The 15,215-nt window shown below is 68.3% G+C and carries 12 protein-coding genes, 1 pseudogene and 1 riboswitch; of the genes and pseudogenes, 6 read left to right on the top strand and 7 right to left on the bottom strand.

Features of this window, described 5'->3' with window-relative positions; translation table 11 throughout:
- Window positions 1-362: 362 nt before the first annotated feature.
- From ACFCV3_RS42420 to ACFCV3_RS42410, 3 genes are all read right to left on the bottom strand, one after another.
- A complete protein-coding gene (locus ACFCV3_RS42420; protein ID WP_376041127.1) occupies window positions 363-1,106 on the bottom strand; it encodes an SDR family NAD(P)-dependent oxidoreductase in 744 nt (247 codons plus the stop codon).
- 19 nt (window positions 1,107-1,125) lie between these two features.
- Window positions 1,126-2,190, bottom strand: coding sequence for a ribosome small subunit-dependent GTPase A (rsgA, locus tag ACFCV3_RS42415; RefSeq protein ID WP_376041124.1), 1,065 nt, complete (start codon window positions 2,188-2,190; stop codon window positions 1,126-1,128).
- Window positions 2,191-2,352: 162 nt separating this feature from the next.
- Window positions 2,353-3,603, bottom strand: coding sequence for a YihY/virulence factor BrkB family protein (locus ACFCV3_RS42410; RefSeq protein ID WP_376041121.1), 1,251 nt, complete (start codon window positions 3,601-3,603; stop codon window positions 2,353-2,355).
- Between the two features lie 18 nt (window positions 3,604-3,621).
- Here ACFCV3_RS42410 and ACFCV3_RS42405 point away from each other — a divergent pair, with 18 nt between their 5' ends.
- From ACFCV3_RS42405 to ACFCV3_RS42395, 3 genes are all read left to right on the top strand, one after another.
- Window positions 3,622-5,370 carry an acyl-CoA dehydrogenase family protein gene (locus ACFCV3_RS42405; RefSeq protein WP_376041118.1) on the top strand — a complete coding sequence of 583 codons (1,749 nt, stop codon included), beginning with the start codon at window positions 3,622-3,624 and terminating at the stop codon, window positions 5,368-5,370.
- A riboswitch (ZMP/ZTP riboswitch) is annotated at window positions 5,368-5,449 on the top strand. It overlaps the preceding gene by 3 nt.
- Before the next feature lie 24 nt (window positions 5,450-5,473).
- Window positions 5,474-6,922: a glycine hydroxymethyltransferase gene (locus ACFCV3_RS42400; protein WP_376041116.1), complete on the top strand. Its 1,449-nt coding sequence runs from the start codon at window positions 5,474-5,476 to the stop codon at window positions 6,920-6,922.
- A 63-nt stretch (window positions 6,923-6,985) separates the two neighbouring features.
- Window positions 6,986-7,450 carry a GbsR/MarR family transcriptional regulator gene (locus ACFCV3_RS42395; RefSeq protein WP_376041113.1) on the top strand — a complete coding sequence of 155 codons (465 nt, stop codon included), beginning with the start codon at window positions 6,986-6,988 and terminating at the stop codon, window positions 7,448-7,450.
- On the opposite strand, the gene ACFCV3_RS42390 is transcribed toward ACFCV3_RS42395, so the two are convergent.
- The 4 genes from ACFCV3_RS42390 to ACFCV3_RS42375 form a co-directional block, all read right to left on the bottom strand.
- Window positions 7,447-8,607, bottom strand: coding sequence for an amidase (locus tag ACFCV3_RS42390; protein WP_376041110.1), 1,161 nt, complete (start codon window positions 8,605-8,607; stop codon window positions 7,447-7,449). The genes ACFCV3_RS42395 and ACFCV3_RS42390 overlap by 4 nt on opposite strands.
- Window positions 8,608-9,273: 666 nt before the next feature.
- Window positions 9,274-9,648 (bottom strand): ACT domain-containing protein, encoded by a 375-nt coding sequence (locus tag ACFCV3_RS42385; RefSeq protein WP_376041107.1) that lies wholly within the window; start codon window positions 9,646-9,648, stop codon window positions 9,274-9,276.
- A 28-nt stretch (window positions 9,649-9,676) separates the two neighbouring features.
- A complete protein-coding gene (locus tag ACFCV3_RS42380) occupies window positions 9,677-11,521 on the bottom strand; it encodes a glycoside hydrolase family 9 protein (protein WP_376041104.1) in 1,845 nt (614 codons plus the stop codon).
- Between the two features lie 61 nt (window positions 11,522-11,582).
- Entirely contained in the window at window positions 11,583-12,143 is a 561-nt protein-coding gene (locus ACFCV3_RS42375; RefSeq protein WP_376041102.1) for a winged helix-turn-helix domain-containing protein, read from the bottom strand.
- Window positions 12,144-12,525: 382 nt separating this feature from the next.
- Here ACFCV3_RS42375 and ACFCV3_RS42370 point away from each other — a divergent pair, with 382 nt between their 5' ends.
- From ACFCV3_RS42370 to ACFCV3_RS42360, 3 genes and pseudogenes are all read left to right on the top strand, one after another.
- Entirely contained in the window at window positions 12,526-14,223 is a 1,698-nt protein-coding gene (locus ACFCV3_RS42370) for a nitrite/sulfite reductase (RefSeq protein ID WP_376041099.1), read from the top strand.
- Between the two features lie 142 nt (window positions 14,224-14,365).
- Window positions 14,366-15,052 carry a phosphoadenylyl-sulfate reductase gene (locus tag ACFCV3_RS42365; RefSeq protein ID WP_376041096.1) on the top strand — a complete coding sequence of 229 codons (687 nt, stop codon included), beginning with the start codon at window positions 14,366-14,368 and terminating at the stop codon, window positions 15,050-15,052.
- Window positions 15,049-15,215: pseudogene (locus ACFCV3_RS42360) on the top strand (sulfate adenylyltransferase small subunit); the annotation flags it as partial. The gene ACFCV3_RS42365 and the pseudogene ACFCV3_RS42360, both read left to right, overlap by 4 nt.

Below are 15,215 nucleotides of genomic sequence, written 5' to 3'. Positions count from 1 at the left end.
CCCTGACACGGAAGAGGTCACTGGTTCGATCCCAGTATCGTCCACGAAGTCGATAGGCGAGGTGTGCGGCGCTGTTACCAGCGCTCGCCGCCTCGTCTTCGTCGTTTTGTGCGGCTGCGCTTCGCTTGCCGCGCGGCGGGGGCTTCGCCACCCGCACCCCCTGCGCCTCGCTGCGCATCGGCGGCTCCGGTTGCGGCACGCTGCCCGGTTTCCGGCTGGGGTGGGCTTACGGTTCGCGGCAACGAGGGCGGCAGGTTCCCCAGTTCCCGACCGGGGGCGGGAACACTCCAGAGTGGGTGTGAACAAGTAATACGTTGTTCACGGCCACCAGTTCTTGTTCAAACCCCCCACGGGTGGGTGCGCTACATCCTTAGGTGGGAGGCGCCGTTGAAGTCGAGGATTGTGCCGGTGGCGAATTCGGCGGCGGGGCTGGCTAGGTAGAGGATGGCGGCTGCTACTTCGGTGGGGGCGGCTACTCGTTCTAGGGGGCTTTCGAGGCGGCGGCGGTTGTGGCCTTCGCCGGCCAGGTTGGGGGCGGCCATGTCGGTGGTGGTCCAGCCGGGGGCGATGGCGGTGACGGCGATTCCTTCGGGGCCGAGGGCTCGGGCCAGGGACTGGGTGAAGGAGACGATGGCGGCCTTCGAGGCGCCGTAGGCGGGCTGGTTGGGTTCGCCGCGGAAGGCGCCACGGGAGGAGACGTTGACGATGCGGCCGCCGCGCGTCATGTGGCGGACGGCGCACCAGGTGGCGTTCGCGGGGCCGATCAGGTTGACGGCCAGGGTGTCGGTCCAGGCCTGCTGCCATTCCTCGTACGTCGTCTCGCGGATCTTGTGCGGGTGGTAGACGCCGGCGTTGTTGACCAGTACGTCGATGCGCCCCAACCCCGCCGCGGCCTCGTCCACCATGCGCTGCACAGCATCCGGATCGGCCAGGTCGGCGTGCACCATGACGTGCCCGCTACCTGGCAGGGAGGCGAGCACCTTGGAGGCGGCCTCGTGGGAGGAGCTGTAGTGGACGGCGACCCGATCGCCGTCGGCGGCGAAGGCGTGGGCAGTGGCGGCACCGATGCCACGTGAGGCACCGGTGATCAGAACGGCACGATCCATACCTAGATCATGTCAGGACTTACCGTGGCTTGATGTCCCGGCGGTAGGACTTGCTCGCGCGCGCCCACTCCTTCTTCGCCAACGCACGCGCTCGCGCATCCGAGCGCCGCGCCATGTACGCCGCCTCCTTACGCAGCTGCACCCAGCTCTCGTAACGCCGGTGCGGCAACGTCCCATCCTCGAGCGCCGCCTTCACCGCGCACCCCGGTTCGCCGTCGTGCGAGCAGTCCTTGAAGCGGCAGTGCTCGGCGAACCCAGTCACATCCGGGAAGGCCGCCGCCAGCCCCTCGCCCGACTCCTGCAGGCCGATCCCCCGCAGCCCCGGCGTGTCGATCACCACGCCACCAGCCGGCAGAACGACCAGCTCACGCCGTACCGAGGTGTGCCGGCCCTTGCCGTCCTCGCGGATCTCCTGAACATCCAGCAGCTCCACACCGGCCAGCGCATTCACCAGCGACGACTTGCCCGCGCCACTCGACCCGAGTAGCGCCAGCGTCGCATCCCCCGCCACCAGTTCGCGCACGGAATCCATGCCCGCCCCGGTCGCAGTACTACACACCAGTACGTCGGCCCCGGGCGCAGCCGCCGCGACATCCTCGGCCACGGCGTCGGCGTCACCGACCAGGTCGGCCTTCGTCAGTACGACGACCGGCCGGGCACCGCTCTCCCAGGCCAGCGTGAGGAAGCGTTCGATCCGGCCGATGTTCGGCTCGGGATGCAGACCGACCACGATCGCGATCACGTCGACATTCGCGGCCAGCATCTGGCCTTTCGACGTACCGCTGACTTCGGCGCGGACGATCGCCGTACGGCGTGGGGCCAGCGACTCCACGGTGATGCGGTCGTCCGGCCAGTGGCGCAGGACTGCCCAGTCCCCGGTGCAGGGCGCTGCGTGGGCATCACCGGCGATCGCGCCGAGGAGACCGCCGGACCACGTGGCGCGGACCGGTCCGTCCTCGGTGAGAACTGTCGCCAGGCCCTTGTCGACCCGGGCGACGCGTCCTGGCACCAGCTCGGCCGGGACGGATTCGAAGAAGGCGGCCGTGGAACTGTCGAGTCCCAGAGCCTGCAGTGTCACGGACATGACGAACCTTTCGGAAGGTCCGGCCGCGAGGTCAGCTCAGCGGACGGACAGAACGGGAGACAACGGCCCGGCGGTAGGCCTGTAAGTGGCTCATGGCGGGGGTGCCTCCCTTCCAGTTCAGACGGGTCCTGATCGAGGACCCGTGATCGCGACGCGACCAGCCTATGTCGTCCGATTCGTCGTGCGCACCGGGTTTTCGGCGGCCGCCGGTGCGGGCTCCGGTTCAGGCGCCGCCTCGGCCTCGGTCGTCCGCGCGGCGGCCTCAGCTTTAGGCCCGGTCTTGGGTGCAGCCTCGACCGGAGCGGGCGCGGCCTCCGCGGCCGGTGCCTTCGCCGGCTCACGTTCGGAGAGCCGCTCGATCCGGCGCGCAACCGCCAGCTCCGGCCGCTCGAACTCCGGCCGCTGCAGATCCGGCTCCGCGTGATCCGGCTCGTGATGATGCGGATCCGGCTCGGCCTTCATCACCGGCTCGACCTCGTCGTCGTCGGCGAACTTCGGCAGTGCGGGCTCGCGGACCTGGGCCGGCCAGAGCCGGTTCACGACCGCGTTCAGCGCGGCACCGATCAGCACGGCGATGGTGGTCATGTACAGCCACATCAGTACGGCGATCGGTGCTGCGAGCGGACCGTAGATCGACGTACCGCCGACCGTGCTCTGCAGGATCCACCGGAGTACGAAGCTGCCCAGGATCCAGATCGACAGCGCCAGGAACGCACCCGGCAGGTCGGAGACCCAAGGCGTCCGGACCGGCACGGACACGTGGTAGAGCGTGTTCAGGAAGCCTGCGGAGAGGATCGTGACGACCGGCCAGTACAGCTGGTTGAGGAAGTCGAGGCGGGGCGGGAGGAGGTGGTCGACCGCCTCGGGCCCGGCCAGGACCAGCGGGAGCACGATCACGCCGATCACCAGAGCGATGCTGTACAGGCTGAAGGAGAGTGCGCGGGTCCGGACGATGCCGCGCTTGCCGCCCATCCCGTACATGATCGTGATGGTGTCGACGAAGACGTTCAGCGCGCGGCTGCCGGACCACAGGGCGAGCACGAAACCGATCGAGATGACGTCCGGGCGGCCGCCGTTCAGCACCTTGTCGAGGGTCGGCACGATGACGCTGTTCACGGAGTCGTCGGTGAGTGCGCGCGCGGCGATCTCCGCGATCTCCAGCTTGATCTTGGCGATCTGGACCACGTCGAGCCACTGGCTGATGTACCCGAGGCTTCCGGCCAGCCCGAAGATCAGCGGCGGCAGCGAGAGGATCGCGAAGAACGCGCCCTCGGCGGCCAGCCCGGTGACCCGGTAGCGCAGACACTCCCCGACCGTCTGGGTGAGCAGCTTCCAGATCGTCGAGGGGATCTTGCGGACCCATGCCAAGGAGACCGAGCTCCCACTCGCGGGCCCTGCCCCTGAACGTGCCATACCGCTTACCGTACTGATATGGCGGACCCTTTCGCGGTAACGAATCAGGCTCCCCCACTGCAGGGGGTGAACTTCTTCACCACCGACGCGGCCCTCGGCGACGCTTTGCGGCCGTACGGCGACCTCCCCGCGGACCCCGGTCTGGTCCGGATCGGCGCGGTGGCGGGGTCCGAGGAAGCGCTCTCCCACGCGCTCCCGGCGAACCAGAATCCGCCGGTGCTGCGCACCCACGACCGCTACGGGAACCGGGTCGACGAGGTCGACTTCCACCCGTCGTGGCACTGGCTGATGGAACAGGCCGTCGGCTTCGGGCTGCAGGCCGCGCCGTGGACGAGTTCCCGGCCGTCCCCGCATCTGACCCGAGCGGCCGGCTTCTACCTCTGGTCCCAGGTCGAGCCGGGGCACAGCTGCCCGATCTCCATGACGTACGCCGCGGTGCCGGCACTGCGGGCCGACGAGCGGCTCGCGGCCGAGTGGATTCCGCGGTTGGCTTCGACCGAGTACGACGTACGACGGTTGCCCGGCGCAGCCAAGCGTGGCGTGCTGGCCGGGATGGGGATGACGGAGAAGCAGGGTGGTTCCGACGTGCGGGCCAACCTGACCACGGCCACGCCGACCGGCGAGGAGTATCTGCTCGACGGGCACAAGTGGTTCTGCTCGGCACCCCAGGTCGACGTGTTCCTCGTGCTCGCCCAGGCGCCGGACGGGCTGACCTGTTTCGTGGTCCCACGGGTGCTTGCTGACGGCAACCGGAACACGTTCGCGCTCCAGCGCCTGAAGGACAAACTCGGCAACCGCTCGAACGCCTCCAGCGAGGTCGAGTTCCACAGCACCGTCGGCTACCGCCTGGGCGACGAGGGCGCCGGCGTCCGCACCATCATCGAAATGGTCGCCGCCACCCGCCTCGACTGCGTCCTGGGCTCAGCCGCCCTCCAAAGACGAGCCCTGCTAGAAGCCACCTGGCACACCCACCACCGCTCCGCCTTCGGAGGTTTGCTCTCCGACAAACCCGCCATGCTCAACGTCCTCGCCGACCTAGCCATAGAAAGCGAAGCAGCCACCGCCCTAGCCATGCGCTTGGCGGCGGCCGCAGATGCGTCGACTGCACGCGGTGAGGGGGAAGGAGCGGATCGCGAAATAGCCCGCTCGGAAGCGGAGCGGCGCGCGGCGCACGCCCTGGGCGATGGTGCTGGCCTCGGCTCCCATCCCTCCCAGCAGGCCGGCGCAGCCGGACCCATCAGCCCCGAACGGGAGGCGGCGTTCAGGCGGATTGCTCTACCCCTGGCCAAGTTTTGGGTTTGTAAGCGGACTTCGTTCATGGTGGCGGAGGCGCTGGAGTGTTTGGGTGGGAACGGGTTTGTGGAGGAGTCGGGGTTGCCGCTGCTCTTCAGGGAGTCGCCTTTGAACTCGATCTGGGAAGGGTCGGGGAATGTGAATGCGCTGGATGTGTTGCGCGCGCTGAGGCGGCCGGAGTCGCTGGAGGCCTGGCTGCTGGAGGTTGGTGCGGCACAGGGTGCGGACCAGCGGTTGGATGCGGCCGTGAACGACGTACTGCAGGGGTTGGCGGATATTAACGAGGCGGGGGCGCGGCGGTTGGCGGCGCGGATGGCTTTGTGCTTGCAGGCGTCGCTGCTGGTGCGGTACTCGACACCGGCGGTGGCGGACGCGTTCGTGGCGTCGCGGCTGGCCGGGGACTGGGGTGGGGTGTTCGGGACGCTGCCACGCACGACACCGTTCCGGGAGATCGTCGAGCGCACGATAGGGTGAGCGGGTCGCGACTGGCGCGCTGAGGTGGAGTACCACCGGGGAGCGAAAAGCGTTGGCACCGTGCGCCTGGGTGCCTCGAACACTGCAACCGCAGGAGACAACGATGACTCAACCCTTCGATGCTGCCAAGGCGTCGGCCGCCTACCGCAACGCGCTCGAGGTGATCGCCTCCGTCGAGCCGACGATCGCGGGTGCGATCAAGGCCGAGCTGGCCGACCAGCGCTCCTCGCTGAAGCTGATCGCGAGCGAGAACTACGCCTCCCCCGCCACCCTGCTCACGATGGGCAACTGGCTCTCGGACAAGTACGCCGAGGGGACCGTCGGGCACCGCTTCTACGCCGGCTGCCAGAACGTCGACACCGTCGAGCAGACCGCGGCCGACCACGCCCGTGAACTGTTCGGCGCCCCGCACGCCTACGTCCAGCCGCACTCCGGGATCGACGCCAACCTGGTCGCCTTCTGGGCGATCCTGGCCCAGCGGATCGAGTCCCCGGCGCTGGCCGAGGTCGGCGCCAAGCACGTCAACGACCTGTCCGACGAGGACTGGACCAAGCTCCGCAAGGCGCTCGGCGACCAGAAGATGCTCGGCATGTCGCTGGACGCCGGCGGTCACCTGACGCACGGCTTCCGCCCGAACATCTCCGGCAAGATGTTCAACCAGCACTCCTACGGCACCGACCCCGAGACCGGGCTGCTCGACTACGACGAGGTCGCCCGGAAGGCGCGTGAGTTCAAGCCGCTGATCCTGATCGCGGGCTACTCGGCGTACCCGCGCAAGGTGAACTTCGCCAAGATGCGCGAGATCGCCGACGAGGTCGGCGCGACCCTGATGGTCGACATGGCACACTTCGCCGGCCTGGTCGCGGGCAAGGTCTTCACCGGCGACTTCGATCCGGTACCGCACGCGCACGTCACCACGACGACCACGCACAAGTCGCTGCGCGGCCCGCGTGGCGGCATGGTGCTGTGCCAGCCGGAGTACGCCGACGCCGTCGACCGCGGTTGCCCGATGGTGCTCGGTGGTCCGCTCAGCCAGACGATGGCCGCCAAGGCGGTCGCGCTGGCCGAGGCACGCCAGCCGTCCTTCCAGACCTACGCGCAGGCAGTCGCCGACAACGCGGTCACCCTCGCCGAGGGTCTGATGAAGCGTGGCGTCAAGCTCGTCACCGACGGTACCGAGAACCACCTGGTCCTGCTGGACGTCTCGTCGTACGGCATCACTGGCCGCCAGGCCGAGTCGGCGCTGCTCGACGCGGGCATCGTCACCAACCGCAACGCGGTCCCCCGCGACCCGAACGGCGCCTGGTACACGTCGGGCGTCCGGATCGGTACTCCGGCACTCACCACCCGCGGGTTCGGCGCCGACGAGTTCGACCGGGTGGCCGAGCTAATCGTCGACGTGCTGTCCTCGACCACGCCGACCACCACCGCGGCCGGTGCGCCGTCCAAGGCGAAGTACGTGCTGGCCGACGGGGTCGCCGACAAGACCCGCGCGGCCTCGGCGGAGATCCTCGACAAGCACCCGCTCTACCCGGGTCTCGAGCTCAGCTGATCAGCCTCCCGAGCCCTCGTTCCCGGCACTGGGAACGAGGGCTCGTTTGTGTAGGGTTCAATCATGGCGCCCACCCCTGAAGAGATCAGTCAGTACGTCGAACGCTTCGCGGGTGTGATGGCCAACAGCGGCGTACCGACGATGTCCGCCCGGGTGATGGGCCGGATGCTGGTCAGCCCGAACGGCACCATGACGGCGGCCGAACTGGCTGAAACGTTGAAGATCAGCCAGCCCGCGGTCTCCGGCGCGGTCCGGCAGCTGATCCAGATGTCGTTCATCTCCCGGGAGCGGATGCCGGGCTCCCGCAAGGACCACTACCGGATCCGCGAGGACGTCTTCGCCGCGATCCTCGAACGCCGCAACCAGGCCCTGACCGAATGGGCCGCCAGCAGCGCGTACGGTGCCGCCCTCTTCGGCGCCGACACGACCGTCGGCCGCCGGCTCTCCGAGGCCGCGGAGTTCTTCAACTTCGTGCACAACGATCTCGAGCAGACCATGAAGGAATGGCACGCCAAGCACCCGCGCTAAGGCCTCTTCAGCTCCACCATCAGCTGCTTCGCCACCGCAAGCGCGGTCGCATCGTCGCCGTGCCGCGTCACCACCTGCGCGCCGACCGGTAGTCCGTCCAGGAGCCCGACCGGGACACTGACCGCCGGATGCCCGGTCACGTTGAAGGCCCAGCACGGGTCGCCGACGATGATGTTCTCGTTGTACTGATCGTAGCCATGGGCAACAGTCAGCGTGGTCGGCGTGACGAGCGCGTCCACGACGTTGAAGAGATCGGCGAGCGCGGTGTTGTTGTGATCCCGTACGGCGCGCGCCCGCTGCACGTCCGCGGCCTCGACACCTCGTCCCGCATCCAGCGCGGACAACACCGGCCACGCGTCGTCGGTCGGAAGCAGTTCCAGCGGTACGTCGATCACCTCGACGACCGGCAGCCGGTCCCGGATCAGCTGGTCGACACCCGGATCGACGGCGTACCGGTTGCTGAGGGTGGGCAGATACGCGACCCGAAAGGGGCCATCGGCAAGTATCGGCACCGGCCAAGGTGGTAACGCGGTCGGATCCAGCCGGTGCGGTCCACTGACGATACTTGTCGCGAGCATCACATCGTCGAGGTTGGCGCCGATCACTCCGGCCGTGGTCAGCCCGCCGAGCGTCCGGCCCACCGCCCGCGGGACCCGGCCGTACGTCCCCTTGAATCCCACCAATCCGCAGAACGACGCCGGAATCCGGAGCGACCCACCACTGTCACCTCCAGTCGCCAGCGGTACGACGCCCGCCGCGACCGCCGCCGCTCCCCCAGCCGTCGACCCACCCGGCGACCGCGTCACGTCCCAAGGGTTCCGGGTGTACTCACGCCCGTTCCACCCATACGTCTGCGACCCCGGTCCCGGCCGCGCCCGCGTCGCCGTACCGATCGGAATCGCTCCCGCCGCCATCAACCGCTCCAGAATCGGCGACCCCGGCGGCGTCCGAGCCTTCACCAGAAACGGCACCCCGGCCAACGCCCCCGCCGGATCCACCTCCCGAGCCAACCGAAGCGCTCCGTCTGCATCCAACTCCTCCAGGAAGTGCAGCACCGGATCCAGCCGCCGAGCAGCCTCCAGCGCGTCCCCGACCACCGCACCAGCCGACAACACCCCCGCCCGAACCCCAGCCACAATCGCCCCCGCAGTAATCACCCCCCAACCCTAATAACCCCCACCCCCAAACCCCCGCGACCGAACCCCCAGTACCGCAACCCCGCACGCGCAACCTCTCCACCCTGCACGCGCGACCGGCACCACCCTGCACGCGCGGCACCACCCTGCACCGCGACTGGCGCCACCGTGCTCGCGCGAGTGAACCCATCGTGCGGCGCGGGGCTCGAGTGGAACAAGCGTGTCGCCGGCGAACGTTTGCCAACAGCACGGTCCGCACACTCGCCCCCTGCACGCACACTGAACCCACTCGCGGGCGCCGATGGGGTGCGGCTTCATAACCCTCGGTGGGTAGTCAGCCAGACGGCGAGGGGAAGGGGTGCGCGGCGCGAGTGAACCCGGTGTGCGAGCTGGGGTTCAGGGTGCGGAGTGTGGTGCCGGAGAAGTGGTTGCCGGCAGGGAGGTGCGTGCCGGCGAGATCCGGGTGCACACCCGCAGGGCTGAGGGGGTTGCCCGGACCGCCAGGCCATCACAACTGTGCGTCGCGGGCTCGCCCGCGCCTGGGCTGGTGGGCCGGCGACCAATTGTGATGGCCTGCAGCACCGCGTCCCCAACGCATCCAACGGCACAGGGTTCAATCACGGCGCGATGGCCCGCGCACGGTGGGTTCAGTCGCGGCACAGCGATCCCTGCGCACGGTGGGTTCCCTCAGGTCGTTGGCGACGGGGCGGGGACGATTGTGTGGCCGGCGGCTTGGAGGGTTGCGATGGCTGCGTCCAGGTCCGCCTCGGCGACGAGGACCAGGTCGGCTTGGTAGGTGGAGGCGGCGCAGACCGAGAGGCCGGCGGCGGCTAGGGGGTGGACGATGGCGGCGAGCATGCCGGGCTGGTCCAGGGCGTGGGGTTCGTTGTTGTAGAAGGCTCGCCAGGGCTCGGCTGCGCCGCCGGTCTCGCGAATGACGGTGATACCGGCGGGGGTTCGGGACATGGCCCACCAGTCGCCTGCCGGCACGTCGGGTACACCGTCGGTCACGTGGGTGATGGTGAAGCGCGGCCGGAGGAGAGTCAGGGTCTGAGCTTGCATGGGCTCAGTCTCCCCCGACCGCGGGCCCTCAGCGGGTGAGGGCGTAGACCGCGATGGCGGCGAAGTCGTCGGCCGGTTCGGAGGCTTGCCACGAGCGGACGTCGTCGACGTACCGCGAACCGCGACCGGTGAACTCGGCGTACTGGTCGACGCCGTTAACCGGGCAGGGGTTCATTCCGTCGAGGTGATCGCCGAGGCCGTCCTCGAACAGGCCGGCCGAGTTCGGGCCGTTGACGACCGCACCGACGACCTGGCGGCCGAGGATGTTACCGATCTGGTGATGCGGGCAGCGACCCGCGTTCGACCCGACGCCGACCATGAACGACTCACCCCACGCGTTGGCGCCGAACGCCCAGTCGATTTGCTGCGCACCGAAGGTGTCGTACTGGCGGTCACCCGTCACCTGCCGATACAGCCGCGCGGTCGCCGCCAAACCGAACGTGTGCGGTACGGCGTCAAAGTTGTCGTACTGCGCCCCCGCGCGGAACGGATCCTGCGCCGCTCGGGTCGTGCCGATCGCAAGCTGTGCTCGCAGGTCACCCGCAAGCTGCGCAACCAACGCACGGTCGGAACGCGCCGCCCGGATCAGGTCCGCGTGCGCCAGCGCCGATACGTCGTACAGGTTCAGCGTGTCGCCACCGGCCTCATGCTCGAGATACTGCCCGGCCCAGTACGACGCCTGTCGCACCCAACCGGCTGCCCGCGGATCGCCGAGTCGCTGCGCTGCCAACGCGAGCTCGGCAGCACCCAGCTCGAGGTCATCGCGCCAAGCCGATTCCGGATAGAACGCGAACGGGAGCGACGTGACGAGCTGTCCGACGTCAGTCGTCTTGGCCTGGGCGAAGATCTGCGCAGCAGTCTCCAGGTGCTGACGCGCCAGCTTCCGGTCGGTCCGTGCCTCGACCTGCGCTGCGAGCGCGAACGCCGCTGCTGTCCGACCGGCCAAGTTCGGACTGATCGGCTGCCCGGGCGCCGCGGCCCGGAACACTGGCCGGTTGCGCAGATGACGTTCGGCAGGCGAAGTCAGGTGGTCGTCCGCCTCGGGCAGCCGCCAGATGTCGTGGTCACCGATGAACGTGCCTTCGGCGTTGCCGGTACCGACGCCGACCTGGATGTAGAGCGTCTTCGACTTCTCGTCCCACATCTTGCCGAGCCACTTCAGCCCGTGGCGAGCTTCGTTCGTCACCTTGCGATCCGGCCGGCGCGCGTCCCGGGCCGATGCCCACAGCAACGATTCCGAGTACGCCGCGATGTGGGTGAACTTCAGGTAGTCACCCGCGTCGTACCAGCCGCCTTCGACGTCGACCGGACCGCCGACCCGCTGCAGCTCACCGACCGTCTGATCCGTGTCCGGGTTCACGAAGGTCGGCGTCTCGTAGACCTGCGCAGAGCGATCCGTCAGGTGCGCCGGCTTCCGGTCGAGAGACCCCGGTACGACGTTCACCCCGTCCCGCTGCTCGGTGAAGAAGTTCACCGCCTTGTCCTTGGCCGATGTGGCCAGCCCGTCCCCGTCGGCCCGCACGACGAACTCGGGGGACGACGCCACCCCAGGCACGTCGACCCGGTAGGTCCCCGGCACCCAGAGCCGGGACAGATCCACCTGCGAGACGTGCTTGTACTTCTCGTTCCACTCCCCCAGTTCGGCGCCGACCTTCCCGGTCAGCACCCGACGCCCGTGGCTGTCGACGACCGAGAAGGACTTCCCGGTCACCACTCCCTCGCTCAGTACGTACGCCGACTTGCCGTCGAAGGCGCCGTACCCGAGCTGATTGACCCGGACCGCACCTCCGGTCGCCGCCTCCACGGGTCCGACCAGGCCCACTACCAGCCCCGCCGCCACCACAACCGACCCCACCCGGTGTATCGCCTTCACCGCAACCTCCTCGAAGAACAGTTAGGAAAGTTTCCTGTTCATTCGAAGAAATGTACAGAGCTCAGGGCTGGGCAGGCACTCCCTGGGCGAAGACGTACACCGGTTCCGCCTCAGGTTCGGTCGACGGATGGTCGACGTACTCCTCGAGCACCTCCTGGATCCGCTCGCGGAGCTCGGTCAGCCGCTCCGGCGTGAGCCGCAACCAGACATCGATGGACAACTCGGCCTCACCCCAGGCCGCGCCGTACTCCGGACGCTTGGCGACCCAGTCCCGGATCTTGCCGGCGCGGTACGTGACATTGCTCTCCTCGGCCACTCCGCCGATCAGCTCCGCCCCCGGCTCGTCGTCGCCGACCCGCCACGAGTACGACGACCAAGCGCTCTTCCACCACCGCTCGCGCCGGTCCTTGGCCAGCTCGGGGACCTCCTCGATCACCCCCGCGGTGGCCAGCACCTTGAGGTGGTGGCTGATGTTGCCGACCATCTCCCCTGTCCGCGCAGCGAGCACCGACACGGTGGACGGCCCGTCGACTGCGAGGATGTCCAGCAGGCGGCGCCGTAACGGATGATCCACGGCCTGTACTCGCGAGGCTCCGGGTGAGCGGGTCTTTTTCGGCGACATGAGCCCAGGGTAGTTAGACAAGATGTCTTGTACAAGCTTCATTGCCCAGCGTGTTTCAGGCGGGAAGGAATTCACACCAGACTGATCGGGATAGCCACATCGTGAGATCGCGTCTCGCGATGCAGGATAGGGAGTTGATTTGTCAGCCGTTCACGCTGACTCTTGTGAACATGCTCGCTGCCCGCTCCACTCACCTCGTAGGTCGGATTCATGTCGACCTCGGGCGGATGCGCAGCGCCATCTGTCGTCCTTCGATGCTCTGACAGCCACCCCGCTCGAAACATCAGCTGGGTGCGCACCGCGCAGACCAGGTCGAATCGACGACGCTTCGAGCTAGCCTCCCGCGGACGCACCTGTCTCTAGGACAAGGACACCGTTCCGGATGACTGGCGTCTCCTCACCGCAGGCCGGTACCCCCCGCAAGCCCGCCCGCCCCCGCAAGGGCAAGGGCGAAGGTCAGTGGGCGCTCGGCTACCGCGAACCCCTGAACAAGAACGAAGAGAACAAGAAGAACGACGACGGCCTGAACGTCCGGGCCCGGATCGAGAACATCTACGCGCACCGCGGGTTCGACTCGATCGACCCGGCCGACCTGCGGGGCCGGTTCCGCTGGTGGGGGCTGTACACCCAGCGCAAACCCGGGATCGACGGCGGTAAGACCGCGACGCTGGAGCCCGAGGAGCTGGACGACAAGTACTTCATGCTCCGGGTCCGGATCGAGGGCGGCCAGCTGAGCACCGAGCAGCTCCGGGTGATCGCGGAGATCTCGACCACCTACGCCCGCGACACCGCGGACATCACCGACCGGCAGAACATCCAGCTGCACTGGATCCGGGTCGAGGACATCCCGGCCATCTGGAACAAGCTCGAAGCGGTCGGTCTCTACACCACCGAGGCCTGCGGCGACGTCCCGCGCGTCATCATCTCCTCCCCGGTCGCCGGGATCGCGGCCGACGAGATCATCGACCCGACGCCGGCCATCGACGACATCGTCGAGAAGTACATCGGTACGGCGGAGTTCTCGAACCTGCCGCGCAAGTTCAAGACCGCGATGACCGGGCACCCGTCGCACGACGTCGTACCGGAGGTGAACGACATCGCGTTCGTCGGGGTCGTGCACCCCGAGCACGGCCCGGGCTTCGACGTCTGGGTCGGTGGCGGGCTCTCCACGAACCCGATGCTCGCCCAGCGCCTCGGCGCGTGGGTGCCGCTCGACGAGGTGCACGAGGCCTGGTGGGGTATCTGCAGCATCTACCGCGACTACGGCTACCGCCGGCTGCGGACGCGGGCCCGGATCAAGTTCCTGGTCGCCGACTGGGGTATCGAGAAGTTCCGTGAGGTTCTCGAGGAGAAGTACCTCAAGCGGAAGCTGATCGACGGCCCGGCGCCGGAGATCCCCGCCGTCCAGGGCGACCACGTCGGTGTCCACAAGCAGAAGGACGGCAAGTACTTCGTCGGTGTCGCGCCGGTCGTCGGTCGCGTGTCCGGCGAGAAGCTGGCGAAGGTCGCGGATGTCGTGGCCGCGCACGGCTCGGACCGGATCCGGACCACCGCCCAGCAGAAGCTGATCGTGCTCGACGTCGAGGAGTCGAAGGTCGAGTCCCTCGTCACGGAGCTGGCGGCGCTCGGCTTCCAGGCCCGGCCGTCGGCCTGGCGGCGGAACACGATGGCCTGCACCGGGATCGAGTTCTGCAAGCTGGCGATCGTCGAGACGAAGGCCCGCGCGGCCGCGCTGATCGACGAACTCGAGGAGCGGATCCCCGACCTCGACGTACCGATCACGGTGAACGTGAACGGCTGCCCGAACTCCTGCGCCCGGATCCAGGTCGCCGACATCGGCCTCAAGGGCCAGCTGGTCCTCGATGCCAACGGCAACCAAGTCCCCGGCTACCAGGTACACCTCGGCGGCGGCCTCGGCCTGGACGCCGGCTTCGGCCGCAAGGTGCGTGGCCACAAGGTCACCTCCGACGAGCTCACCGACTACGTCGAGCGCGTCACCCAGAACTACCTGAAGGAGCGCAACGAGGGCGAGCGATTCGCCCAGTGGGCAACCCGGGCCGATCAGGAGGCACTGACATGAGCGAGCGCGCTGCACCGCTTTATTGCCCGTACTGCGGGGATGAGGACCTCCGGCCATCGGAGGAAGGGCACGGCGCGTGGGAGTGCCGGCCGTGTGCACGGGTGTTCCAGCTCAAGATGATCGGGTTGCGGGTGAATGTGGAATGAGTACGGATCTGAAGACTCTCGCCGAAGAGGCGAACGAACGACTGGCTGAGGCCTCGCCGCAGGAAGTGCTCGCGTGGGCGCGGGAGACCTTCGGGGACGACCTGGTGGTGACCGCGTCGATGGCGGACGGGGCACTCCCCCACCTGGCGGCCGAGGCGGCTCCAGGGGTCGACGTGCTCTTCCTCGACACCGGCTACCACTTCGTCGAAACGATCGGCACCCGGGACGCCGTGGCGTCGATGCTGCCGATCAACCTGATCAATGCCACGCCCCGGCAGACCGTCGCCGAGCAGGACGCCGAGTACGGCGAGAAGCTGTACGAGCGCCGCCCGGATCAGTGCTGCGCGCTGCGCAAGGTCGAGCCGCTCAACCGGCACCTGTCCCACTACAAGGCCTGGGTCACCGGCATCCGCCGCGAAGAGGCACCGACCCGCGCGAACACGCCCGTCGTCGAGTACGACGCGAAGCGCGACATGGTGAAGCTGAACCCGATCGCCCCGTGGACACAGGAGGACCTGGACTCCTACATCACCGACAACGGCGTACTGGTCAACCTGCTCCAGTACGACGGCTACCCGTCGATCGGTTGCGAGCCCTGCACCCAGCGCGTCGCACCCGGTGAGGACCCGCGTTCCGGCCGTTGGTCCGGGACCGGCAAGGTCGAATGCGGACTCCACACATGACCGCCACATTGGAGGCTCCCCTGAACACGCACACGGTGACCGAGCTGGACGCACTCGAGAGCGAGTCCATCTTCGTTTTCCGTGAGGTGGCGGCGGAGTTCGAGCGGCCGGTGATCCTGTTCTCGGGTGGTAAGGACTCGATCGTGATGCTGCACCTGGCCCG

It is taken from the genome of Kribbella sp. NPDC056345 (genome assembly GCF_042262745.1).
GTDB lineage: Bacteria > Actinomycetota > Actinomycetes > Propionibacteriales > Kribbellaceae > Kribbella.
The sequence above is the reverse complement of the archived record's forward strand: the minus strand, read 5'-3'. Positions and strand labels throughout refer to the sequence as shown.

What these genes read in the sequence shown, in the direction of transcription:
- ACFCV3_RS42420 (WP_376041127.1), bottom strand. Translation starts at nt 1,106, where the DNA reads ATGGATCGTGCCGTTCTGATCACCGGTGCCTCACGTGGCATCGGTGCC.
- rsgA (WP_376041124.1), bottom strand. Translation starts at nt 2,190, where the DNA reads ATGTCCGTGACACTGCAGGCTCTGGGACTCGACAGTTCCACGGCCGCC.
- ACFCV3_RS42410 (WP_376041121.1), bottom strand. Translation starts at nt 3,603, where the DNA reads ATGGCACGTTCAGGGGCAGGGCCCGCGAGTGGGAGCTCGGTCTCCTTG.
- ACFCV3_RS42405 (WP_376041118.1), top strand. Translation starts at nt 3,622, where the DNA reads ATGGCGGACCCTTTCGCGGTAACGAATCAGGCTCCCCCACTGCAGGGG.
- ACFCV3_RS42400 (WP_376041116.1), top strand. Translation starts at nt 5,474, where the DNA reads ATGACTCAACCCTTCGATGCTGCCAAGGCGTCGGCCGCCTACCGCAAC.
- ACFCV3_RS42395 (WP_376041113.1), top strand. Translation starts at nt 6,986, where the DNA reads ATGGCGCCCACCCCTGAAGAGATCAGTCAGTACGTCGAACGCTTCGCG.
- ACFCV3_RS42385 (WP_376041107.1), bottom strand. Translation starts at nt 9,648, where the DNA reads ATGCAAGCTCAGACCCTGACTCTCCTCCGGCCGCGCTTCACCATCACC.
- ACFCV3_RS42375 (WP_376041102.1), bottom strand. Translation starts at nt 12,143, where the DNA reads ATGTCGCCGAAAAAGACCCGCTCACCCGGAGCCTCGCGAGTACAGGCC.
- ACFCV3_RS42370 (WP_376041099.1), top strand. Translation starts at nt 12,526, where the DNA reads ATGACTGGCGTCTCCTCACCGCAGGCCGGTACCCCCCGCAAGCCCGCC.
- ACFCV3_RS42365 (WP_376041096.1), top strand. Translation starts at nt 14,366, where the DNA reads ATGAGTACGGATCTGAAGACTCTCGCCGAAGAGGCGAACGAACGACTG.